The sequence below is a fragment of the Laspinema sp. D2d genome (genome assembly GCF_025370755.1).
Classification (GTDB): Bacteria; Cyanobacteriota; Cyanobacteriia; order Cyanobacteriales; family Laspinemataceae; genus Laspinema.
Genome location: NZ_JAMXFC010000005.1, coordinates 1 through 23,243, shown reverse-complemented (window position 1 = coordinate 23,243; position 23,243 = coordinate 1). Strand labels below are relative to the sequence as shown.

Sequence of the window (23,243 nt, the reverse complement as noted above, 5' to 3'; positions counted from 1 at the left end):
GCGAAAAATTTGGGAATGGCGCAAAGTGTCAATCCTTGCACCGACGGTAGCAGGATTGGCGATTTTGCTGAGAATGAGCGGGTTGTTACAGGCACTGGAATTATCAACCCTGGATTTATTATTTCAACTGCGGCCTATGCAGCCCCCAGACCCCCGAATTTTGATTGTGGGGATTAATGAAAATGACTTGACCACTTTGGGAACTTGGCCGATCCCCGATGAGGTGATGGCGGAATTACTAGAGAAAATTAAGGCTCAGGAACCGAAGGTGATCGGCTTAGATATTTATCGGGATCTGCCCGTAGAACCCGGTTTTGAACGATTAAAAAAGGTATTTGAAACCACCCCAAATTTGATTGGAATTCGCAAAGTGGTGGGGAATAAACAGCAAGCCGAAATTGCACCTTCCCCCATTCTTAATAGCCTCGATCAGGTGGGTGCAAATGATCTCCCCTGGGATATGGATAATAAAATTCGTCGGGGGTTTTTATATTTGAGCGATGAAGAGGGAACACTCGTCTTTAGCTTTGCTTTTAAGTTAGCCATGATTTATCTGGAGGGAGAAGGAATTGCTCCCCAGATGAAAGAGGAGACTGGCATTGAGTTAGGCAAGACGGTATTTTCTCCCTTTAGTGCTTATGATGGGGGTTACGTCCGCGCCTCCGATGAAGGATATCAAATTTTGTTAAATTATAGCGGACCCCCGGGGAGTTTTGAAAGCATCTCTTTGATGGATGTATTAGAGAATCGAATTCCCCCGGATTTAATGCGCGATCGCATCGTTTTAATTGGTTCGACGGCGATTAGTCTGAAAGATTTTTCTTTAACCCCTTATAGTAATACGTTATCGGGGATTCCCGAATCGATGGCGGGGATAGAAATTCATGCCAATTTGACCAGTCATCTGATTGCAGCGGCCCTAGAGGGGGAATCGACTATTCGCACAGCATCGGAGGGGATAGAATGGCTGTGGATTTTTCTATGGGGGGTGGTGGGGGCTGGATTTACTTGTCAATGGAGAGATATTAAAGGGTTACCTTATATCTCTTTTCCCCGGACTGGGGTTATGATTTCCCTGGCTAGTTTTGTGTTACTTGTGAGTGTTTATAGTGCGTTTATGTTCAGTTGGTGGATTCCTCTGGTTCCGCCCTTGTTAGCATTAATGGGGTCGGCGATCGCCACCATTGGCTATACCCTGTTAGAAAACCTCCAGTTGTCCTATAAACAAATCGAAGAGTATTCCCGAACGTTAGAGGTGAAAGTCGAACAGCGAACGGTGGAGTTACGAGATAAAAATAAACAGCTTAAACTCACCCTGGAACAGTTAAAAGCGGCTCAAAAACAAATGATTGCCCAGGAAAAATTGGCTTCTTTGGGATCACTGGCAGCAGGCATAGCTCATGAAATTAGAAATCCCCTCAACTTCGTGAATAACTTTGCTTCGATTTCCGTGGATTTAACCGAAGAACTGATAGAAGAACTGGATAATCCGCCCGAAAATTTAGAAGACTTAGATTTAGAATACTTGAATGAAACATTGACTGACCTAAAAGATAGCGTGGTAGATATTAAACAGCATGGCGAAAGAATTGAAAAAATTGTAGAGGGAATGCTGCTGCTATCTCAAGCGGAACGAGGTCAGCGATCGCGGGTCAATCTGCATTCGATCTTAAGTGAGTCCATTGAGTTAGCCTACCATAGCTACCAGAATAAAGACCCGAATTTTTCGATCGCGATCAAAACCGATTATGATGAATCAATCAGTGAGATCTATATTGTACCCCAGGATATGAGCCGTGCTTTTCTGAATCTTGTGAACAACGCCTGTTATGCCCTGTATGAGAAATACCAAGCTGATCCCGATGGATATCGCCCCACCCTCATCATAAAAACCCGTACCACCGGCGATCGCCCTACCGAACCAGCGAGGTCCCCCGGAGTAGAAATCCGGATCCGAGATAATGGTCCTGGGATTCCCGAGGACATCTTGGATAAAATCTTTAATCCCTTTTTTACCACCAAACCCACGGGAGAAGGCACGGGTTTAGGTTTATCTCTAACCTATGAAACCATCGTTGGACAGCATGGCGGACAGCTAGATGTCAATAGCCAACCCGGAGATCATACCGAATTCCTGATCATCTTACCCCAAACCAACCCCGCGACTTAACCCCTTCAATTTACCCTTTAATCCCTATCATCGGAGTAAGCTATGCCACCCAAAATTTTATTTGTAGATGATGAACCTTCCTTTGAAAAATTAATTAGAAGGCAATTTCGCAAGCAGATTCGGTCAGAACAATATGAATTTGTATTTGCAGGTAATGGGGTAGAAGCCTTGGAAGCGTTACAGTCGGACGCAGAAATTAAGGTCACCATTACCGATATCAATATGCCCCAAATGAATGGCTTAACCTTACTCGAAAAAATCTGCGAACTTGATGCCAGCATTGAAACCGTGGTCGTGTCCGCCTACAGCGATATGAAAAATATTAGAACCGCCATGAATCGAGGGGCGTTTGACTTTCTGACGAAGCCCATCGATTTTGAAGATTTAGAAATCACCATAAATAGAGCCTTAAGTCAAGTCCAAAAACTCAGAGAAGACCGCAAAAAACTCTTGGATGCTCAAACTCAAATGATCCAAAATGAAAAGATGACAGCCTTGGGTCAGTTAGTAGCAGGGGTTGCCCATGAAATTAATAATCCCGTCGGGTTTATTGCCAGTAATATTGAAATTGCCGAAGATTATATGAATGGACTGATCGAACTAATCCAGTCCTATCAGGGGAAGTTTCCCGAACCCGGAGAAGATATTGCGGAGAAAATTCACGAAATTGACTTAGATTATATTGTCAATGATGTACCCGAAGTGATTGCTTCTATGAAAGAGGGGAGTGAGCGCATCTGTTATTTGAGTAATTCATTACGCACATTTTCTCGATCCGATACCACTACGAAAATTCCGTTTAATATTCATGATGGCATCGATAGTACGCTGTTAATTTTAAAACATCGATTAAAATCCAGTGAAGTTAGACCGGCTATAGAAGTTAAAAAAGACTATGCAGAATTGTCTCCCGTAATTTGCTATCCGGGACAACTGAATCAGGTTTTTATGAATTTAATTGCCAATGCTATTGATGCCCTAGATGAGGCCAGCGTTGGACGGGATTGGGCAGAAATGATGAAGAACCAGCCGAATATCATCACCATTCGCACTTACCCAATTGAGGGCGATCGCGTGGCGATTTCAATTGCTGATAACGGTCCCGGTATGAGTGAGGAAGTAATGGCCCGAGTTTTTGAATACTTATATACTACCAAACCCGTCGGTACTGGCACCGGCCTAGGATTATATATCAGTCATCAAATTATCGCCGACAATCATGGAGGAAAATTACGCTGTGTGAGTGCCCCAGGACAAGGAGCAGAATTTATTATTGAACTGGCGATGAAATAGCCCGCTTCCCGGTCCCTCCCCTCTTGAATTGTAGAGACAAGGAATTCCCTTGTCTCCTCTCCCGTATGGGTGAGAACCCGGGTTTTTTCACAACATCTGTAGCAATTAGTAGATACCATTTGTGATTGAAATCACAGACTTTAGTTGGGATTATGCTAGATTTATTAATCCTAAATAAAAAGAAAACCTCTACACAAAAACCCGAGCATTCATGAGCCGAAAATATTGAACAGAGCTAACTTTCTGGTAAGAGGAAGCATAAACAGAGCCAACTTGTTGTTTTTAGATTACTTTAATAGGTTGGCGGATTATTTAGCTATAAAATAAATTTATTTAAAAGGGGCGGTATTATATTGTTATGACCTTGAGTCGTGAAGTCAGTCACTTAAACGTTTTCAGGCAATATCCAATTCTTAGGTCAATGAACTTGCCATGATTGACGACAGAAGCGTACAATAGAATCGGAAAAGTTACCTCATTGGGAGTGAACTTTTTCAAGCAAGGGGGAGAACCCATTGTATAGAGAGGGTGAAGGCAGATGAATTCAAAAAGCAACCTAGACCCAGAAGAGCAAAAGAGAGACAGAAAAGAACTTGCAGAGCGAGAACGAGAAATTGCGGAGCGAGAGCGATCGCTACGACTGCGAGAAATGGAGATGGAGCTATACAAAGCCGAACCTCCGCTGTATCAAACCATTAAAGAGGAACCCGAAGAATCGAAACTCCAGCGCTGGGGAAGACAACTGAAGCGGGTGGGAAAGTATGCTCTGGTTGTGGTTGTCGTTTTCGCGGCTGTCCGGGTGGGAACGATGCTGGCAAGTGCAGTGATTGTGGGGGCGATCGCTTGGGTTGGCTACCAACTTTTTTTTGGCTCAGATAAACCCAATAAATAGAGAGAAGACCAATGGTTTATAAAATGGAATCCGCAAGTTTTATTAACAATTTGGAGCGGGTGGCTCAAGTCCGATTTGAGGTCGCTGCCTGTCTGGATCGGATGATTGATCTATTAGAAACTGACCAAGCCCAAGGGGAGCAAACTTCGGGAAAACTGGGCTTAGAAAGCAACATCGAAGACCTGACCGTCGGGAGCAAGAATTTACGGCAGGGGGTATTTAGACTCCTGGTTCTGGGGGATATGAAGCGGGGTAAAAGTACCTTTCTGAATGCCTTAATTGGAGAAAATTTATTACCGGCAGATGTAAATCCCTGTACAGCATTGCTCACCGTGTTACGCTACGGAAAACAGAAAACAGTGACTGTTTACTTCAAAGAGGGCCAACCTCCGGAACGGTTAGATTTTTCCACCTTCAAGCAACGCTACACCATTGACCCTGAAGAAGCCAAGACCTTAGAACAGGAGAAAAGATGCGCCTTTCCCGAGGTCAACTATGCCGTGGTTGAGTATCCTTTAGCATTACTGGAAAAGGGGATTGAAATTGTGGACAGTCCGGGGCTAAATGATACGGAAGCCCGGAATGAAATGTCTCTCAATTATATCAAAAACTGTCACGGAATTTTGTTCGTACTCCGGGCGGGTCAGCCGGTAACTTTGGGGGAGCGCCGCTATTTGGATAATTATATCAAAGGCCGGGGATTAACAGTTTTCTTTCTCATCAATGCCTGGGATGAAATTAGCAAAGGACTAATTGACCCGGATGATCGAGAGGAACGGCAAGAAGCGGAGGAAAAACTGCGCCAGGTGTTTCATAGCAATTTGACCGACTATTGTCAGGTTGATGGCTATGATCTGTATCATGAACGAGTGTTTGAAATTTCTTCACTTCAGGCATTGCGGCGACGAATCAAAGACCCGGCTCAATCCTTACAAGGGACGGGATTTCCTGAGTTTATGGGGGCAATTAATACATTTTTGACTCAGGAAAGAGCAGTAGCTCAAATGCGGCAAGCGCGAACCTTAGCGCGCCAAAGTACCGATCGCGTCCGGGAGGCGATCGCCCGTCGGATTCCTTTACTCGATCGGGATGTCAACGAGTTGAAAGCGCAAATTAACTCCGTAGAACCGGAATTTACAAAACTGAATGATATCCGCGATCGCTTTTCTGATGAAATTAGAAGCGTCCGAGATCAGAAAGCACGGGGGATTTCTGATTCATTTCGCACCTATATTCTCAACTTAGGCAGCACCTTTGAGTCCGATTTTTTACGGTATCAACCCGATTTAGGCTTTTTTGAATCCCTAAACCAAGGAAAAAGAGAAACATTTAATGCGGCATTTAAACAGGCATTTGAACAGTATCTGAATGATAAAGTTACCGCCTGGGAAAAGACCGCTAACCAAGAAATGCAGGAAGCTTTCAACCAACTGGCTAACCGGGCATTCGAGTATGGTTCGGCCTATACCCGAATCACCCAGGCTATGACTGAAAAGTTAATTGGACAAAAGATTTATACCCGCACGGATTTTAATTCAGAAGACAATTCTCCCACCTGGGCAAGTTGGGCAATGGGATTAGTTTCCCTAGCAACGGGTAATATCGCAGGCGTCTTTTTAGCGACTGCGGGTTTCGACTGGAAAAACATTCTCGTTAACTCCCTATCCGTGATTGGTATTTATAGCTTTTTAGCCATTTTTTCCATTCCGGTTCTGTTAACTGGACCCCTGGGCATCTTGCTAGTGGGATTAGGAGTCGGTGCATTACAAGCGGAACAAGGTCGCAAAGAATTGATTAAGGCCACGAAAAAAGAGCTGATTAAACATCTTCCTCAAATCGCCGAAGAACAGTGTCAAGTTATTCATCAAGCGATTACTGAATGTTTTGATACTTATGACCGCGAAGTTTTAAAACGGCTGAATGATGATATCAAATCGCGTCGCTTGGAATTAGATAATTTGCTCCAACAAAAGCAGTCGCGAGAAATTAATCGAGACAGTGAGTTAAAACGTCTGCAAAAACTAGAAGCAGACATCCTCTCAGAATGCCGGACAGTTAACCGAGTTTATGAGTCCTTAATCTCATACAATGGCTAAAATGCCATCTTGGTTGTGGAGCTTTTTTAAGCGGGTCTCCTGTTGAGATCAGGAAACCACACACCCAAACTGCGATCGGGTAACTTTGATTGACCAATATTCCCTTAATCAGCATGAGCTATAACATGGAAACCAAAAGTTTTCTCACGAATTTAGAGCGGGTCGCCGAAGTGCGAACAGATGTGGCTAATGCATTCAGTAAGATAGCCGATATTTTGAAAGAAGCTGAGACAGAAGGCGCGAAAAAATCTGGGCAATTAGGCTTAGAGCGAGAAATTGAAGATACTCAAAAAGCCAGCAAAAATTTACGATATGGGGTCTTCCGCCTCCTGGTTTTGGGAGATATGAAACGGGGGAAAAGTACCTTTCTGAATGCGTTAATTGGAGAAAATATTTTACCCAGTGATGTGAACCCTTGTACGGCCCTGCTGACGGTGTTGCGCTACGGACCCGAAAAGAAGGTGACGGTCTATTTTAAGGGTGGAAAAAGCCCCCAAGAGCTAGATTTTAAGAGTTTTAAGCAGAACTATACCATTCCTCCATCAGAAGCGAAACAACTAGAACAAAACCAGCAACAAGCTTTTCCCGATGTAGACTATGCGGTGTTAGAGTATCCGCTATCATTACTGCAAAAAGGGGTGGAAATTGTTGATAGTCCTGGACTGAATGATACCGAATCTCGAAATGAATTATCTTTGGGGTATATTAACAATTGCCACGCGATTTTGTTTGTGATGAGGGCATCACAACCTTGCACCCTGGGCGAACGCCGCTATCTGGAGAATTATATTAAGGGGCGGGGATTAAGTGTATTTTTTCTCATTAATGCCTGGGATCAGGTAAGGGAGAGTTTAATCGACCCGGATGATGAGGAAGAATTGCAGGATTCAGAAACGCGACTGCGGCAAGTGTTTAAGGCCAATTTGGCGGAATATTGTGTGGTAGATGGACATGATATTTATGAGGAGCGCGTCTTTGAAATTTCAGCAATTCAAGCGTTGAGACGTCGGATTAAGGATGCGATCGCCTCATTAGAGGGAACGGGATTTCCCAAGTTTTTGGGGGCGCTAAATGCGTTTTTAACCCAGGAACGGGCGGTTTCTGAATTGCGGCAAGCGCGAACTTTAGCACGGCAAACCTCCACCCGGGTGCGGGAGGCGATCGCCCGTCGGATTCCTTTACTGGATGGAGATGTGAATGAATTAAAGCAGCGGATTAGTTCGGTTGAACCGGAGTTTAAAGCTTTAACAACTATTCGAGATCGCTTCAAGGATGAAATTAAACAGGTCCGGGATAGCAAAGCGCGGGCGATCGCTGATTCATTCCGCACTTATGTCCTCAACTTAGGCAATACCTTTGAAAGCGATTTCTTAACCTATCAACCGGATATCAAATTTGGAGACTTCATCGACAAAGGCAAACGAGAAAACTTTGAAGCCCGATTCCGGCAGGCATTTGAGCAGTACATTAATGATAAATTATCCGCTTGGAGCCTCACCGCTGAACAAGAGATGAATGGGGCGTTTATCCAATTAGCCAGAAGTGCCTCACAGTACGGTTCTGACTACACTAAAGTTACCACTAAAATTACCGAAAAACTCACCGGACAAAGAATCCATACTGAGAGCAACAGTTTACCGGAAGATAGCTCTCCCGCCTGGGCAAATTGGGCAATGGGATTAGTTTCATTAGCCACGGGCAATCTAGCAGGAGCCGCCCTCATGGGAGCAGGTTTTGACTGGAAAAATATCCTCTTAAATATGGTAGCAGTAATTGGAATTAGCGCAGCGGTTTCTACCGTATTTGGGATTATTTTAGGACCGATTACTTTAGCACTGGTGGGGTTGGGCGTGGGTTTGTTTCAAGCCGATCGCGCTCGAATAGAAGTCGTTAAGGTGACCAAAAAAGAACTGGTCAAATATCTGCCCCAAGTTGCAGATCAACAGTGGCAGCCGATTCACGATGCCGTTAAAGAGTGCTTTGATGCTTATGACCGTGAAGTTACTCAACGCATTGATGATGATATCAAATCCCGTCAAGCTGAATTAGATAATTTGCTGGCACAAAAGGAATCCCATGAAATTAATCGGGTTAGTGAATTAGAACGACTTAGAAAACTAGAGGCTGATGTCAGTTTGGAAGCGCGAAATATTGAGACCGAATATCAGGATTTACTGATTGCTGTAGGTTAAGAGACCTAACCCCCCGGCCCCCTTCCCTAGGAGGGCAGGGGGAGGAAGAGCGTTCAAGAAAGCAGGGGGAGGAAGAGGTTAGTTATTGTCAAGGATGAAAATTTAGTCCCGAGATTACTCATGAATAAACGACAACCTAGAAGAGAAGACCGACAAATCCAGGAAGACCGTCACAATATTGTGATTGGACAAAATGTAAGTTCAGATAAAGTGCAGCAAGCCAAGGAATTCCGCCGTAAGATGACAGAAGAAGAGAAAACTTTATGGCAATACCTGCGTGCTAATCGATTGAACGGCTGGCATTTTCTGCGACAGCAAATTATTGATGGATTTATTACGGATTTCTATTGTCACGCTGCTGGATTAGTGGGAGAGGTGGATGGAAAAATTCATGAAAAACAAGCAGAATATGATTTAGAACGTGACCCAATTATTACAAGCCGTAAATTGCGTTTATTACGCACAAAAAATGAGGAGATTAGACAAAATATTAATGAGGTTATCCGGCGTATTGCAGCAGCCGGTGAAGAAGAAACTTAACCGACTAAACCCCTTCCTGCTCCTCCAAAAGCACTTGCTCTCCAGAAGAGAGATATCAGAAATCAATGTCTTTCCCGCAACCGGGAAAATCACCAATGAACTCATGTCACCCCCCTCTCAGCAATAAAAAAATTTCCTTATTTTCCCTATTCTCCCTCTCCTTTTAGGAGAGGGAGAATAGGGAGAGGTCCTCCGGAATCAAGAGCTTTCCTTAAAATTGTTAACCCAAGGAATAAAGATGCAGCAGAACGTTTATCAAGATATAGTCAGAAATATCAGGGCAGCATTAGGGGCATTAGAACTGGATAAAAGTCTACCCCTGTATCAAGATAGCCTGACAATTTGTGACGCGTTGGAAAATCCGGTTTTTCGGATTGCGGTTTTTGGTCCTTTTAATTATGGCAAATCTACCTTACTCAATGCTTTGCTAGGACAGCGTACGTTACCGATTGATTTGATTCCGACGACGGGGGCGGCAATTCATGTTAAATATGGGGAAGAACTGAGTGCTAAAATTACTTTAAAGGATGGACAAGTGAAGAGCGATCGCGGGACGGCTATCCTTAAGCAATATGCTATTTTAGACCAGGAGCGCCGGATGCGAAATGATGTCGCTGCGGTTGAAGTATTTTGTCCCCATTCTTTCCTCCAAATCGGGGTAGAATTTTTAGATTTGCCCGGAACCAATGATCGGGAGGAACAAGATAATCTAGTCCGAAACCAACTGTTAACCGCTGATTTGGTGGTGCAGGTGCTAGATGCTCGTAAGTTGATGACCCTGGGAGAACGAGAAAATCTCCGGGATTGGTTGCTCGATCGCGGGATTGAAACGGTGGTGTTTGCGGTCAATTTTATGAATTTAATGGACCCAGACGACCAAAAAGAAGTGTCGAGTCGAATGCGGTTTGTGGCGGAAAGTTTTCGCTCCAATTTGCCTCCAGGAATTAGTAATTTGTATCGAGTTGATGCTTTGCCCGCTCTTAGAGCCAGACTGAAAGGAGATGCGGCAGCAGCACAAATGACGGGACTCCCGATGTTGGAATCAGCGCTACAAAGTATTGTGGGGTTTCATCACGAAAAAACGGCCAATTGGTTGCCCCGCTTAGAAGCGATCGCCTCTCAAATTAGTCACGCTGTTACAGCAAAAATTCAAGAAATTACTACGGATTTAGCCCTTACTGAAGAAAAACAAGCGAATAAAATTCAGGTGCAACAAAAGGCAGAAAAACTCATTAAGCAGGGGTTTGAGGGAAGCGTTTCTGAGTTGCAAAGTAAACTGTATTTACCAAACTTATTAAAGCGATATGAAGTGGAGGCGATCGCCGCATTGCAGCAAGGTCAATTTCGCAACTGGGAAATGCAATTTTTTCAACCCGCAATGGCTCAATATCAACAAGAAATTACCAGTTGGGTCAATAAAGCTTGCGAGTTTTTTAACCACCCCCACCCTGGAACATTAACCCTGAAATTTCCTGACTCTCCCTCTGTAACGGTTCCCCAAACTCCCTCTGCTCCTAAGTCGCCAAAACCTGCCCCCACTATACCAGGGGAGAAGTCGTTGGATTGGTTATTAGAAAATCCGGTGGGCAATACCGTTGCTCGCAGTGCTTATTATATACTCAATCGAATTATTGAGCCCAATTCTTCCACCCCCGCGAACCCTGCCACTCCGGTTAATCCTCCTGATTTACCAACTGTCTATAAAACAGCGGTGGAAGATTATTTAAAAAGGTTCAGTAAAACGGCTTTCTTGACTTTGCAAGACTATGAAAAAATAGCTTTATCTGTGATTCAATTTTCACCCCCGAAGCCCTCATCGGATATGGTAACTAAACGCTATCAACTCCAGCTTTTACAGAATGTATTGGAAGGGTTAACTCAGGATTTACAGTTTTTAAAGGAGACTTAAATCTAGGGGAACTAGATCAAGTAGTTTCAATATTTGCCAACCCGCTTGGGGTAAATTAAACAGAGGAGGTTTTGGAAATGATTGATCCTTTGGAAGCCAAATTTCAGGCATGGGAAATGGATGCAGAATTGGAGGAACTGAAAAAGATGAACAGGCGATCGCCTCCCGATGCGTCAACTCTCCATTCACAAACACCCCCGCCACCTGTCAGCGATAAAATTGCTCGGTTTTACAAAATTCTTGGATTGAATTCTAATGCTTCCCTGAAAGAGGTGAAACACGCTTATCGAGCTATCTTGAAAAAATGTCATCCTGATTTATTTTATAATAATCCCGAAAAGCACCAAAAAGCTCAGGAATTTATTCAAAAAATGAACGAAATTTATGAAGAAATACGAGCTAAAATGGAGGATTAAAGGCTTTAAAAGATTTGGGTTTTTAATTTAATTCTGGAACAAATTTATTACTTTATTTTATTGGAAATAGTATATTAAAAAATAGGAGCAATCGATAATCGATTACAGCCCCTGAAATTATTATTTTTAAGACTCTTCCAGACTATTAATCTGCTCTGGATTTATGGATAGCTTCTGTGTTTAGTTATTTTAACTAGATGCTCACCTATCCCCTGTTGAGAATTGATCAGATTTGGTATTCTTCCGATTGGAGTGCAACAGCGAGTCAGGTTTTACCTCCCATCGGTTCGGAACATTTCACCGCACAGGCATCCGTTACACTCCAACTGAACTAATGTATCATCCTCTGATCACTTCCTCTGTTTTACCAGGGTAACACTTCGCCATTTGCGTGCCAAAATGTACCGGAATTATTGAGAGTGAGATTATCCAGGCGCTGAATGATACCATGCGCGGCTTCCCGGGTAGAAATTCCCGTAAAATCCGTCATTCGGGTCTGAACTAAACCTGGATGTACAATTCCTACAGCAATTTTGCGAGATTTCAAATCGATCGCCAGGGATTTCCCCGTCATACTCACGGCGACTTTCGACATTCGATACCCATAATAACCGCCGGAAGTATTATCCTCAATGGAACCCATGCGACTGGTGACAATCCCAATCTTAGAACCCTGAGAGAGAAATGGTAGTAGTGCCTGAGTCACCCGCAATGTTCCCAAGGCATTGACCTCAAATTGCCGTTGAATGCTCTCAAAATCCAGGCGATCAAAGCTATCTTCTTCTAAAATACCCGCATTATTGATTAACACATCTAAGGATATCCCCTGCAATCCCTGGACGAGTTCTTTGAGGGTCTGATCCGAAGTGATATCAATTCCAGTTTCGACTCGAATCCCTAATGCATCTAACTCGGGGGAGGACTGCCGACAAACCGCGATCGCCTGGTCCCCTCGTTCCTGTAACTGCTGGCACAATGCTAACCCAATGCCGCGAGCACTTCCTGTTACTAAATAAGTTGCCATGTTTGTGATTTATTCACCCTAAATTGTTCGCTCCCTATTCTAAATCAATTTGATTTATTCTTTGAGGGACACTTCTCCACAATCCGAGAGCAATTCTTGACCCTCTGCTGTTTTGACGGATTGAGATAGAGTTGATAACGGTTTAGAAGGATTAAAAAGGCGATCGCTGGGCAGTCTCGGATTTTTAATCACGATCCATTTCCCCGTGAGTGGGTCTCGATAAACCTCATAAGGATTTTTACGCAATTGTTGGGTGACTGTTGTCACGTCCATTTCCTCTTCTCCTCGATTATCCCAGATGTTTATACAGAATGGGTTTAGTTCATCTTTCAGACAAATTTTTCGCCTGATGAAACCCCAGGCAATAGTCCAACACTCCCCCCTTCTTACTTAAAAGTATGGAGAGGGAACTCTTCAGAATGAAGTCAGAAATTTATTTAGGACCGTTCCCCCTAACCAGAGTGAACAAAACCGTAATTCCTGGGTCTCCCTCTTCTGTTTCAAGTTTCCTACTGTCGCCGAACCCTTGATGAGCAACTGTGCCACTTCTTAAGGGGGACCAGATTTAACTGGGGGCTTTTTAGAGTAGTGGGGTAAAAGGTCTAGGGTTGCTATTGACAGATGACCCGATAATGACTTGAATGACCTGATGCACGAGCAGAATCACTGTACCGAATAGACCCTAATTGATTTCTTTATCCGATCAGGGGGGTAGAACCCGGAAAAAATGTAGCAACCGCCGATTAACTGAATATTTCCTCTGGAGAGCGATCGCCCGAGTCCATTCTCGGACCCCTCCTGTCCCAAAGAGGAATGCGGACCTAGCGGATATGATTGTAGAGATTATTTTACCCGATCGCATCCCTTCCACCACTCATTGCTGAAATGGGTTAAAAAAGCGTTAGGCTGATTTGGGTTATAACCGTAGAGGCGCTGGGCATCCGGTGATGAGGGTTGTCACCCACCTCCCCCCCTAGCAACGCCCCAACTAAACTCTGGAAACCCATTACTGCTTTATTTTAATAAATCTTTCACTTTCATCCGTAGCTTGGTTCAGTTAAATGTAGTAAATGTAGGTAGAATTTGCCTGAGATGTTTTTTGTCTTGCAACTGAGTTTATTCTGATGCCTTACCAGCTCTACCATCTGGTTGCTTTTATCGTCGCCGCCCTTGTTGTCCTTGCAACGACGCCGGTGGTCAAAAAAATTGGGATTAAAAGTGGCCGAGTCGATCTTCCTGGAGAACGCAAAGTCCACCGCCAGCCGATGGTTCGCTTGGGAGGCGTATCCATCTTCCTAGGGACAACCCTGGCCCTATTAGTCGTCTGGTGGATGGGTGGGTTTGGCGTTTTGCCCACTCCGAAAGAGTACGAAATTTGGGGCCTCACCCTTGGCGGCCTTGCCTTCTTTGCGATCGGACTTGCTGACGATTTATACGGACTCTCTCCGTTCTTACGACTCCTGTTACAAACCATCTGCGCCAGTGGGGCTTGGGCAGTCGGGGTTCAAATTGAATTTTTAACCATTCCTTTCCTAGGACTGGTTAAATTCCCGGACTTGATTAGCTATCCCATTACGGTGATCTGGCTGGTTGGCATGACCAATGCCATTAACTGGATCGATGGATTAGATGGTCTGGCAGCCGGTGTTTCCGGCATTGCTGCCTTAGTGATGCTCATGGTAAGCCTGTTTATGCATCAACCCGCCGCCGCGTTGATTGCCGCTGCCTTAGCCGGTGCTACCTTGGGTTTTCTGCGGTACAACTTTAATCCGGCCCAAATTTTCATGGGGGATGGGGGGTCCTATTTTATCGGCTTCACCCTCGCTGGGGTCGGTGTGGTGGGTTTGGTCAAAACTACGGCTGTCACAGCGGTAGTTTTGCCTTATATCATTCTAGCAGTGCCGATTTTGGATATGTCAGCGGTGATTGTCGATCGCCTTCGCAATGGCAAATCTCCCTTTACCGCCGATAAGCGTCATCTGCATCACCGTCTCCTCGAAGCCGGACTCTCCCATCGGTTGACGGTTCTGTTTATTTACACCCTGACCATTTGGGTCGGCAGTATCGCCCTGGCATTTGCTGGGATTCCCAGTGGTATCGCCTATGCTTTTGCGGCAACAGCTTTACTCAGCTATGCCAGTTGGAAGGTGAAGAAACACGCGAGGTTATAACCCTAATCCTGGGGACAACCACTCCCCTCCCTGTCCTATCTAAACTCTAAAATCAAACATTCATGAGTGCTGAGATTATTTGTGTTGGCACAGAATTGCTGTTGGGAGACATTCTTAACAGCAACTCTCAGTTTTTAGCCAAACAACTGGCGGGACTGGGTATCCCTCATTATTTTCAAACCGTAGTTGGGGACAATCCAGACCGCATTAAACAGGCCGTGGCGATCGCCGTTGAGCGTTCTGCCCAAATTCTGATCTTTACCGGCGGTCTCGGCCCCACCCCCGACGACCTCACCCATGAAACCCTCGCGGCTTGTTTTGGGGTAGAAATGGTCGAAAGAACGGACATTCTGGAAGACCTGATCCAAAAATATGCATCGCGCGGTCGGCCTATGGCGGTCAGCAATCGCAAACAAGCCTCAATTCCTGCCGGTGCCGAGATTCTACCCAATCCCCTAGGCACTGCTCCGGGCATTATTTGGCAGCCTCGCCCTAACTTGACGATTCTGACCTTTCCTGGTGTTCCCAAGGAAATGTACCGAATGTGGCAAGAAACCGCCGTTCCCTACCTCAAAGCCCAAGGCTGGGGTCAAGATATTATCTACAGTCGAATGTTGAAATTTTGGGGCATTTCTGAGTCGGTTTTAGCCGAAAAAGTCGCTCCGTTACTGGCTTTGACGAATCCAACAGTGGCTCCCTATGCCCTCAATGGTGAGGTCAAACTCCGGGTTTCGGCCCGGGCTGCCAACGAAGCGGCAGCCCAAGCGGCGATCGCCCCGGTACAGCAACAGATTCAAGCGATCGCTGGATTGGACTATTTTGGGTCCGATCAAGATACCCTCGCTTCCGTGGTGGGAGAGTTACTCCTCCAACGGCGTGAAACCCTCGCCGTGGCCGAATCCTGCACCGGGGGCAGTATCGGCAGTCTCCTCACCGCTATTTCCGGAAGTTCTCGCTATTTCTTAGGCGGGGTGATTGCTTATGACAATTCTGTAAAAATAGGGCTTCTGGATGTCAATTCAGAGGATTTAGCCCGGGAAGGTGCCGTCAGCGACATTGTGGCCCAACAAATGGCCCTCGGTGTCCGCGCTAAATTAGGCACAACATGGGGTCTGAGCGTGACAGGGATTGCCGGTCCCGGGGGTGGCAGCGAAACCAAGCCGGTGGGGTTAGTTTATATCGGGTTAGCCGGACCCAACTCTGAGGTGGAAAGTTTTGAATACCGCTTGAGCGCTTTCCAAGAAAGGGACTTGATTCGCCATTACAGCGCCGAAAGTGCTCTGGATTGCCTCCGAAGAAAAATGTTAAGAATCGCTTAACATTCTTAATGTTTCCTATAAAACACTACCTGTAGTGCTTAAAATTTTACTCAGGACTATATATAGGGGAGACAAGGGGTAACGCCCTCAAGAGTGATCCCCAAAAACCCGTTTTGTACGGTTGAGTCTACTTGCTCATTTCTCAGGATTCGTTATGATCAAAGAAACAGAGTAATTCTAATTCTGTTACAGACGGCACTCAGTAACTGCCGTGAAGTAGTAGAGCGATAGCCTGGACTCAAGGAGCTGTCTTTTCAATGGATTATATAGATAACCTAATCGACAAATTAAAAGAATGGGCGCGGAAAATTATTGAGGCCCTTCTCGGTCCAGAGGCAGAACCGGAACCGGAACCTATTCCTATTCCCGTCAATGAACCCCGTCGGCGTCGGTAAATTTATAGTTTTAAAGGCGTAGGCATCTCGGATTGTTGAATATATTGGTACTGCACGGGCCAAACTTAAATCTCCTGGGTCAACGAGAGCCAGGAGTCTATGGGAGTGCGACGTTAGAAGATATTAATCGCTTGCTTGAAACAGAGGCGCAGGTTTTGCAAGTGAAGCTGTCTACGTTGCAATCCAATCATGAGGGGGTACTGGTAGATGCTATCCAGGCCGCCCGGGACCAGCACTCAGGTATCGTGATTAATGCTGGGGCTTATACTCATACGAGTGTAGCCATCCGGGATGCGATCGCCGGGGTTAATATTCCCACCGTGGAAGTTCACCTGAGCAATATTTATCGCCGGGAACCGTTTCGCCATCACTCCTACATTGCGGCGATCGCCGTTGGGCAAATTAGCGGGTTTGGTCCGGATAGTTATCGTCTGGGACTTCAAGCTCTGGTCCATTATCTTCGACAAAACAACCCATCAAGTTAATCTCCCCCCTTATGGGGGTTTCTTCCCAGAGGTGAGCGGCACTTCAGGCTCACCTCTCGCATTTTTATAAACCTCGATATCTCTAAATAGCTGCCTTTTTTTATCCGAAATATTGCAGATTGCCAACGTTAAAGAGCAGATATAGAGCATTCAAGATGCCAGACCCTTTAAAAATCAATAGCTACTACAGTCTTAGGAATCACAAGATTTTCAGTTAATTTGGTCTTCTTTTCAAGATAAAATTTTTTCCATCCCTTCCCTAAAAGTTAAAGAAATGTTACAAAAACAGGGATAATAGGTTCAAGATTAATGCCCTGGCCCCTTTAAAAAGAGAAAAATCACTGCAATGCTTGCTGATTCATTTCCTTGGTTAACTACTATATTTGCTCTGCCCCTAGTGGCGGCCTTACTGGTTCCGGTGATACCCGATCGCGATGGAACCGTATTGCGCTGGTATGCAACCGGAGTGGCGATCGCCGACTTCGCCCTCATGTGTCTCCTCTTCTGGCAACATTACGATCCACAGGTTTCCGGCTTTCAACTCGTCGAACAATTTAGCTGGATTCCCCAACTCGGAATCAGTTGGACCGTCTCCGTAGATGGCATCTCCATGCCTTTGGTCCTCCTTGCCGGATTCGTGACCAGCATGGCCCTGCTATCCGCATGGCAAGTAGACCGCAAACCGCGAATGTTCTACTTTCTGATGCTGGTGTTATATGCAGCCCAGGTGGGGGTATTCATCGCCCAAGACCTCCTGCTGTTCTTCATCATGTGGGAAATCGAACTCGTCCCCGTCTATCTCCTCGTCTGTATCTGGGGCGGACCGAAACGGCAATATGCCGCCATCAAATTCCTACTTTATACCGCTGCGGCCTCTATCTTTATTCTAATTGCCGGACTCGCCTTAGCCCTCTATGGACCCGGCCCTGCTTCCTTTGATATTGCAGACATCGCCTTGAAAGAGTTCCCCTTGGCTTTGCAACTGCCCCTCTATGCCGGTTTATTAATTGCATTTGGCGTCAAACTCGCCGCCTTCCCCTTCCATACCTGGCTTCCCGACGCCCACGGGGAAGCATCCGCCCCGGTTTCGATGATTTTGGCTGGGGTGTTATTAAAAATGGGTGCGTATGGATTAATGCGAATGAACATGGGATTACTCCCCGATGCTCATGTTTATTTTGCTCCGGTTTTAGTCATCTTGGGAGTCGTTAATATTGTTTACGGGGCATTAACCTCCTTTGCCCAAACCAATATGAAACGGCGACTCGCTTACTCTTCCGTTTCCCACATGGGATTTGTGTTAATCGGGATTGCCTCCTTCACCGACCTCGGGATTAATGGGGCAATGTTGCAGATGATTTCACACGGATTAATTGCCTCGGTCCTGTTTTTCTTAACCGGGGTAACCTACGACCGAACCCATACCATGACCATGCAAGATATGGGGGGAATTGGGATTTTTATGCCCAAAGTTTTTGCTCTCTATACTGCTGGTGCAATGGCATCCCTTGCCCTACCGGGAATGAGTGGATTTGCCAGTGAAGTGACCGTATTTATTGGGATTGCCACCAGTGATTTTTATAGCCTGACCTTCCGGATTGCGGTGGTCTTTCTGGCTGCAATTGGGGTCATTTTAACCCCGATTTATCTACTGTCGATGGTCCGTCAAGTGTTTCACGGGTCGTTCTACGGATCGAAAGAAATTCCGGCTTGTGACATCACCGATCCCGAGTTACGCGAAGACTTCATTGAAAACCAAGCAGCAGTTTGTTTTGGGACCAATTGTATCTTACCGGGAGAAGCGGCGTTTATTGATAGTCGCCCTCGGGAAGTAGCGATCGCCCTGAGTTTTTTGGTAGCGATCGTGGCGATCGGTTGTTATCCAAAAATTGCTATGCAGGTGTATGACAATACGACCGTTGCGATTAATAGCGTAGCCACCCAAGCATACGCCCAGGTGCGATCGACCGAAACCATCGGCTTCAAAGCACCCACCCTCACCCCAATGGCAAAAATCGCCGAACTTAGTGCAGATTAATCCGATGGGCAGAATGCTTATAACCCTAGGATAAAATGATAAAAATGCGGGTATCTTGCGCGAGTGAGATGCCCGCATTCTTTAACGGGATTAGAGGTTAAAGAATTACCTTCACCAATTGAGATAGGTCAGTTACCGTTTTGAGGGCCTCATCGGCAATAATTTGATGACTGACGGTAGTGGGATGGACTTCATCCCAAAACAGGAAAGTATCCGGGTCACTTCCGGGGGATTCTAAGGCGGGGTCGGTAACATTCGTCAATCCATATTGATTCGGATTGGCAAACACATCATTAAGCAACCCATTGATATCAACCAGAATAATATTAATGTTCGGGTTTTGGTCTAAATTGGCGATCGCGTCCGCTAAAGCCATATTATGAGCATTAGATAGTTGGGTGAGAAATTGCTGCGCTTGCGGTCCCCGATCTCTGACTCCTGGACTGTTCCCCAAGTCCGGTAGGTTCATTACCATAAAATTGCGAGCCCCATCGTCTGCCAGTTGAGTTACTGCATTGACTAGATTATTCACCGGAATATTCACATCTGTAATCTCAGCATTCAAGTAATCATTAGAACCAGCCCAGATGGTATATAATCCATTGGGATTAGAGAAAGGAGTTTGGGCGAGAAAACTATCAATTTGGGTCTGTAACCCAGGCAAGGGGGGGAACAGCGGATTTTCCAAGTTGCCCGAATTTACATCAGAACTCGTAGCCCCACCAAAGGCAATATTCGTCTGAGGATTGACCTCTAATCCTAGCCGTAAGGGCAGAAGTTCTGACCAAACCGGACCATTACTAAATCGTCCCTTGTCATATAAGGGTTCTGGAGGAAATAGGCCCTGGGTTAAGGCAAACAAATTCCCATCATCGGAGAGACTGTCCCCGAAAACATACATTTCATCAAATAAGCGACGAGGTAGGCGACCCTCAGATTGACCGAAGTTAACAAAATGGGCGATCGCCGTCGTCTCTCCTCGGGACACCGCATCCGCAACCTCGGGGTTTTGTTCCAAATAAAAAGTCGGATCAAAAAAGGCGACAGGACTGCGATTTTCCTGCGCCCCAAATGTTATAAAGTGTGCGAAGAAACCTGTCAGCGGGTCTTGACGAACCGCCTCGGCTACATCAGGATTAGTTTGACTGTAAAAGTTGGTATTAAAAAAGGGAGTAGGATCGCGCCCTTCCCGGTAACCCACATTAATAAAATGGTCAAACGCCGTCAAATTGGGCGAAATTGCCGCCGCTACATCGGGGTTTTGGGAGAGATAGTAATCCGTTTGAAAAAAAGCACTCGGGTCCCGTTTTTCCTGTTCTCCAAACGTAAAAAAGTGTTCCGCCGCACTACTGAATATCCCACTCGCTAGGGCTGCCGCTACATCAGTATTTCTGGACAAATAAAACCCTTCGTCAAATAAGGTTATTTCAGATAACATAGTTTATGATTCCTCAAATAAGGTTATTTCAGATAACATAGTTTATGATTCCTCCAACTACGGCTGTTTAAATCAGAGTTTTGATAGGCATAGAGGTATCCTAACCTACGAATTTGATTTTTAGTCAATTTTCTGCGAAGGATTCTATAAAAAGTATCTTGAAAGGGTTCCATTACCTACTTCCTAGAGTTGAACAATCATAGAAGGAGAGTAACGGATCCTAGTTGTAGCCTAAACTTTTCAAAAAGCCCCCGAGTAACATTTTGCTCAGAAAACTGGCCCGAATTAAATCATCTTGGTTATAATCTCCTGCTGGATCCTGGGAAGGACACAGCGTCTGCCGTGTCCCGCAGGAATTCATCCTTGACTTGGGGGTGCAGTGTGGGCTAGGATTTTGCCGATCGCAGCGGTTTCCATCCACCATTGTTCTTTGGGTCGTTGGTGTTCTTTGTCTACCATGCGTGGCATCATACCTAGGTCAATAAATCGCACATTACCGGCTTCGGTTCCCATAAAAGCCCCGGTAGGTGAGGATCGTTGGGCTTGTTCGATCAAGAAATCTAAACCGATCGCTGAGAAGCGGGTGGCTTGGATGCGATCAAAGGGGGTGGGGTCGCCGCCTTGTTGGAGATGGCCTAAAATGGCTTCTCTCACTTGAAAGACTTCTTTCCCTTCTTCGGCAAATAAATCACAAATGAAGTCGCTATCATACACCGGATGAGCATTTTCATTGCAGATAATTAAACCGACTCGTTTCCCTTGTTTGAATCCAGTAATCAGGGTGGAGAGGTCTTCTTGCAAGTCGGTGAGGGCAACGCCTTCCTCGTTAATATACACCCGTTCTGCCCCGGTTGCCAAGCCACTCATGACGGCTAAGTATCCGCAGTATCGTCCCATCACTTTAACTAAAAAGCATCGGTTGGAAGCCACCGCCGATTGCTTGATTTTATCTACTGCTTCGATGATATTATTCAAGGCAGTATCCGCCCCGATACTCAGTTCACAGCCGGGGAGATTGTTGTTAATTGAGGCGGGGATACAGAGAATCGGAATATTGAAGGCGGGGAAGGTTTCACATTGGGAATAGAGTTGATAGGCAGCTTGATAGCCACTCCAACCGCCAATAATTAGTAGTCCATTAATGTCATGGCGTTCGATTTGACGGGCGATCGCATAAAAATCTTTGCTTTGGGGAATCTTGCGACTCGTCCCCAGTTCAGAACCGCCGGTGGTGGCCCATCCTCGCACACTTAACCAGTTTAATTCTTTAATGTGACCCTCAATTAACCCCCGAAATCCATGTTTAACCCCTAACATAGTATGTCCTTTGTCGATCGCCAGTCGGACTGCTGCACGAACCGCTGTATTCATTCCCGGGGCGGTTGCGCCACAGTTGAGGATGGCGAATCTCAAGGGTTTTAAGTCATGATGGGCGGGGGTACTGGGTTGGGCTTGCATCAGTGTATGCAAGATTTGATAAGCGTTTTTGAAGTTTTCTCCCCGCAGATCCATTGCTTTGGCGTAATCTCCATCGGCGATCGCCTGACTTACGGCATGGGTTTGTTCCACACAATGCATCAAAGGGGCTTGATAAACCCGGTTTCCCCGCATTCCGATGAGGACCGATTCACGGTCGGGGGTAGCCGTTTGAAAAGCATTGACTGCCGCATGACCTAACAACGTGCTTAAGTTGCGGTCAAATGCCGTGGGTGACCCCCCGCGTTGGACATGGCCTAAAATCGTGACTCGGGCATCTTCCCCGAGTTTTTCTTCTAGCACTTGGCGCACATATTCACAGGAAATCGGGTTGCCGAGACGGTCCTTGGCACCTTCGGCGACAATCACAATGGTATCACGACGTCCAGATTCTCGACCCGCTTGGAGAACTTCGCACATTTTATCTTCCCAGCAATCCCCCTCGGGAGGACATTCGGGAATCAATACCCAGTCTGCGCCTGTTGCTAAAGCCCCCATTAACGCCAAATAGCCGCAATGCCGTCCCATGACTTCCACCACAAAGGTGCGCTGATGACTAGCAGCGGTGGAGGAAATTGAGTCTACAGCTTCCGTTAGGCGGTGAAGGGCAGTATCGGTCCCGATGGTCATGTCACTGCCATACATATCATTATCAATGGATGCGGCTAATCCGACAATGGTTAAGTGGCGGTGACGTTCAGCAAGTTCCGCATCAATATCACCTCGTTCTAGGAGTTCAGCGACTAATTCCGGCCATTCACTGCGGAACAAGTGAGCACCTGTGAGACTGCCATCCCCCCCGATCGCCACCAATCCATCGATATCATGGGCTAACAAATTCCGAACCGCCTGTAATCGGCCTTCCCGAGTCCGAAATTGGGCCGATCGCGCTGTTCCAATAATCGTCCCCCCTTTATGTAAGATCCCCGCCACGTCATACCAATGCAATTGGCGAATACAAGCTTCAGCATCGGGGGCAACCCGACGCGGGTTTTCCAAGTCGCATTGTCCCCCCTCCACCATCCCCTGATAGCCTTCATAAATGGCAAATACATCAATTCCTTGGGCGATCGCAGACCGAACCACGGACCTAACCGCAGCATTCATTCCCGGCGAGTCTCCCCCACTGGTTAATACGCCTAATCTTTTTTTCTGATGCATGAACTTCTCCTCATTGAGTTAGGGTTGACTTAATGAACTTTACCGGGCAAGATTCCAGAACTTTATCTTGCATTTTAAAATTTAATCGACTTTTTTAGCTGGGAGGGAAACGGCGGGTTGGTGATGATTTTTCCATATTTTTAGGCAGATAGGGGGGATGGGGAGGATGGGGAGGATGGGGAGGATGGGGAGGATGGGGAGGATGGGGAGGATGGGGAGGATGGGGAG

17 protein-coding genes are annotated in these 23,243 nt (G+C 46.0%); 13 read left to right on the top strand and 4 right to left on the bottom strand.

Annotated elements, in window-relative coordinates; genetic code table 11:
* Positions 1-25 precede the first annotated feature (25 nt).
* From NG796_RS04765 to NG796_RS04730, 8 genes are all read left to right on the top strand, one after another.
* The gene (locus NG796_RS04765; RefSeq protein ID WP_261204770.1) at positions 26-2,170 is read left to right on the top strand and encodes a CHASE2 domain-containing protein; all 2,145 of its coding nucleotides are present in this window, start codon (positions 26-28) and stop codon (positions 2,168-2,170) included.
* Positions 2,171-2,212: 42 nt separating this feature from the next.
* Positions 2,213-3,463, top strand: a complete 1,251-nt coding sequence (locus NG796_RS04760; RefSeq protein WP_261204769.1) for a response regulator — start codon at positions 2,213-2,215, stop codon at positions 3,461-3,463.
* A gap of 538 nt (positions 3,464-4,001) precedes the next feature.
* A complete protein-coding gene (locus NG796_RS04755) occupies positions 4,002-4,355 on the top strand; it encodes a hypothetical protein (protein ID WP_261204768.1) in 354 nt (117 codons plus the stop codon).
* A gap of 11 nt (positions 4,356-4,366) precedes the next feature.
* Complete coding sequence (locus tag NG796_RS04750; RefSeq protein ID WP_261204767.1) at positions 4,367-6,451, top strand: dynamin family protein; 2,085 nt, start codon at positions 4,367-4,369, stop codon at positions 6,449-6,451.
* Positions 6,452-6,576: 125 nt separating this feature from the next.
* A complete protein-coding gene (locus tag NG796_RS04745; protein WP_317619271.1) occupies positions 6,577-8,643 on the top strand; it encodes a dynamin family protein in 2,067 nt (688 codons plus the stop codon).
* 120 nt (positions 8,644-8,763) lie between these two features.
* Positions 8,764-9,183, top strand: coding sequence for an endonuclease domain-containing protein (locus NG796_RS04740; RefSeq protein ID WP_261204766.1), 420 nt, complete (start codon positions 8,764-8,766; stop codon positions 9,181-9,183).
* A 238-nt stretch (positions 9,184-9,421) separates the two neighbouring features.
* Positions 9,422-11,092, top strand: a complete 1,671-nt coding sequence (locus NG796_RS04735) for a dynamin family protein (RefSeq protein ID WP_261204765.1) — start codon at positions 9,422-9,424, stop codon at positions 11,090-11,092.
* Between the two features lie 77 nt (positions 11,093-11,169).
* On the top strand, positions 11,170-11,508 hold the full coding sequence (locus tag NG796_RS04730; RefSeq protein ID WP_261204764.1) for a J domain-containing protein: 339 nt from the start codon (positions 11,170-11,172) through the stop codon (positions 11,506-11,508).
* Positions 11,509-11,872: 364 nt separating this feature from the next.
* Here the strand turns inward: NG796_RS04730 and NG796_RS04725 are convergent, their stop codons facing one another.
* On the bottom strand, positions 11,873-12,532 hold the full coding sequence (locus NG796_RS04725; RefSeq protein WP_261204763.1) for an SDR family oxidoreductase: 660 nt from the start codon (positions 12,530-12,532) through the stop codon (positions 11,873-11,875).
* Positions 12,533-12,586: 54 nt separating this feature from the next.
* Positions 12,587-12,805, bottom strand: a complete 219-nt coding sequence (locus tag NG796_RS04720) for a hypothetical protein (protein WP_261204762.1) — start codon at positions 12,803-12,805, stop codon at positions 12,587-12,589.
* An 851-nt stretch (positions 12,806-13,656) separates the two neighbouring features.
* Between NG796_RS04720 and NG796_RS04715 the strand changes: the two genes are divergently transcribed.
* The 5 genes from NG796_RS04715 to NG796_RS04695 all read left to right on the top strand — a co-directional run bounded on the left by NG796_RS04715 (position 13,657) and on the right by NG796_RS04695 (position 18,940).
* On the top strand, positions 13,657-14,703 hold the full coding sequence (locus tag NG796_RS04715) for a glycosyltransferase family 4 protein (protein WP_261204761.1): 1,047 nt from the start codon (positions 13,657-13,659) through the stop codon (positions 14,701-14,703).
* A 62-nt stretch (positions 14,704-14,765) separates the two neighbouring features.
* The gene (locus NG796_RS04710; RefSeq protein ID WP_261204760.1) at positions 14,766-16,022 is read left to right on the top strand and encodes a competence/damage-inducible protein A; all 1,257 of its coding nucleotides are present in this window, start codon (positions 14,766-14,768) and stop codon (positions 16,020-16,022) included.
* Positions 16,023-16,279: 257 nt separating this feature from the next.
* A complete protein-coding gene (locus NG796_RS04705; RefSeq protein ID WP_015151235.1) occupies positions 16,280-16,417 on the top strand; it encodes a hypothetical protein in 138 nt (45 codons plus the stop codon).
* A gap of 32 nt (positions 16,418-16,449) precedes the next feature.
* Positions 16,450-16,902: a type II 3-dehydroquinate dehydratase gene (gene aroQ, locus NG796_RS04700; protein ID WP_261204759.1), complete on the top strand. Its 453-nt coding sequence runs from the start codon at positions 16,450-16,452 to the stop codon at positions 16,900-16,902.
* A gap of 346 nt (positions 16,903-17,248) precedes the next feature.
* Positions 17,249-18,940 carry an NAD(P)H-quinone oxidoreductase subunit 4 gene (locus NG796_RS04695; protein ID WP_261204758.1) on the top strand — a complete coding sequence of 564 codons (1,692 nt, stop codon included), beginning with the start codon at positions 17,249-17,251 and terminating at the stop codon, positions 18,938-18,940.
* A 97-nt stretch (positions 18,941-19,037) separates the two neighbouring features.
* Here the strand turns inward: NG796_RS04695 and NG796_RS04690 are convergent, their stop codons facing one another.
* Positions 19,038-20,378 carry an SGNH/GDSL hydrolase family protein gene (locus tag NG796_RS04690; RefSeq protein ID WP_261204757.1) on the bottom strand — a complete coding sequence of 447 codons (1,341 nt, stop codon included), beginning with the start codon at positions 20,376-20,378 and terminating at the stop codon, positions 19,038-19,040.
* Positions 20,379-20,735: 357 nt separating this feature from the next.
* Positions 20,736-23,015: a 6-phosphofructokinase gene (locus NG796_RS04685; protein WP_261204756.1), complete on the bottom strand. Its 2,280-nt coding sequence runs from the start codon at positions 23,013-23,015 to the stop codon at positions 20,736-20,738.
* Between the last annotated feature and the right edge of the window lie 228 nt (positions 23,016-23,243).

Bases quoted from the DNA above. Each gene is read 5' to 3' on its own strand.
- NG796_RS04760 (WP_261204769.1), top strand. From the start codon at position 2,213: ATGCCACCCAAAATTTTATTTGTAGATGATGAACCTTCCTTTGAAAAA.
- NG796_RS04755 (WP_261204768.1), top strand. From the start codon at position 4,002: ATGAATTCAAAAAGCAACCTAGACCCAGAAGAGCAAAAGAGAGACAGA.
- NG796_RS04750 (WP_261204767.1), top strand. From the start codon at position 4,367: ATGGTTTATAAAATGGAATCCGCAAGTTTTATTAACAATTTGGAGCGG.
- NG796_RS04745 (WP_317619271.1), top strand. From the start codon at position 6,577: ATGGAAACCAAAAGTTTTCTCACGAATTTAGAGCGGGTCGCCGAAGTG.
- NG796_RS04740 (WP_261204766.1), top strand. From the start codon at position 8,764: ATGAATAAACGACAACCTAGAAGAGAAGACCGACAAATCCAGGAAGAC.
- NG796_RS04735 (WP_261204765.1), top strand. From the start codon at position 9,422: ATGCAGCAGAACGTTTATCAAGATATAGTCAGAAATATCAGGGCAGCA.
- NG796_RS04730 (WP_261204764.1), top strand. From the start codon at position 11,170: ATGATTGATCCTTTGGAAGCCAAATTTCAGGCATGGGAAATGGATGCA.
- NG796_RS04725 (WP_261204763.1), bottom strand. From the start codon at position 12,532: ATGGCAACTTATTTAGTAACAGGAAGTGCTCGCGGCATTGGGTTAGCA.
- NG796_RS04720 (WP_261204762.1), bottom strand. From the start codon at position 12,805: ATGGACGTGACAACAGTCACCCAACAATTGCGTAAAAATCCTTATGAG.
- NG796_RS04715 (WP_261204761.1), top strand. From the start codon at position 13,657: ATGCCTTACCAGCTCTACCATCTGGTTGCTTTTATCGTCGCCGCCCTT.
- NG796_RS04710 (WP_261204760.1), top strand. From the start codon at position 14,766: ATGAGTGCTGAGATTATTTGTGTTGGCACAGAATTGCTGTTGGGAGAC.
- NG796_RS04705 (WP_015151235.1), top strand. From the start codon at position 16,280: ATGGATTATATAGATAACCTAATCGACAAATTAAAAGAATGGGCGCGG.
- NG796_RS04695 (WP_261204758.1), top strand. From the start codon at position 17,249: ATGCTTGCTGATTCATTTCCTTGGTTAACTACTATATTTGCTCTGCCC.
- NG796_RS04690 (WP_261204757.1), bottom strand. From the start codon at position 20,378: ATGTTATCTGAAATAACCTTATTTGACGAAGGGTTTTATTTGTCCAGA.
- NG796_RS04685 (WP_261204756.1), bottom strand. From the start codon at position 23,015: ATGCATCAGAAAAAAAGATTAGGCGTATTAACCAGTGGGGGAGACTCG.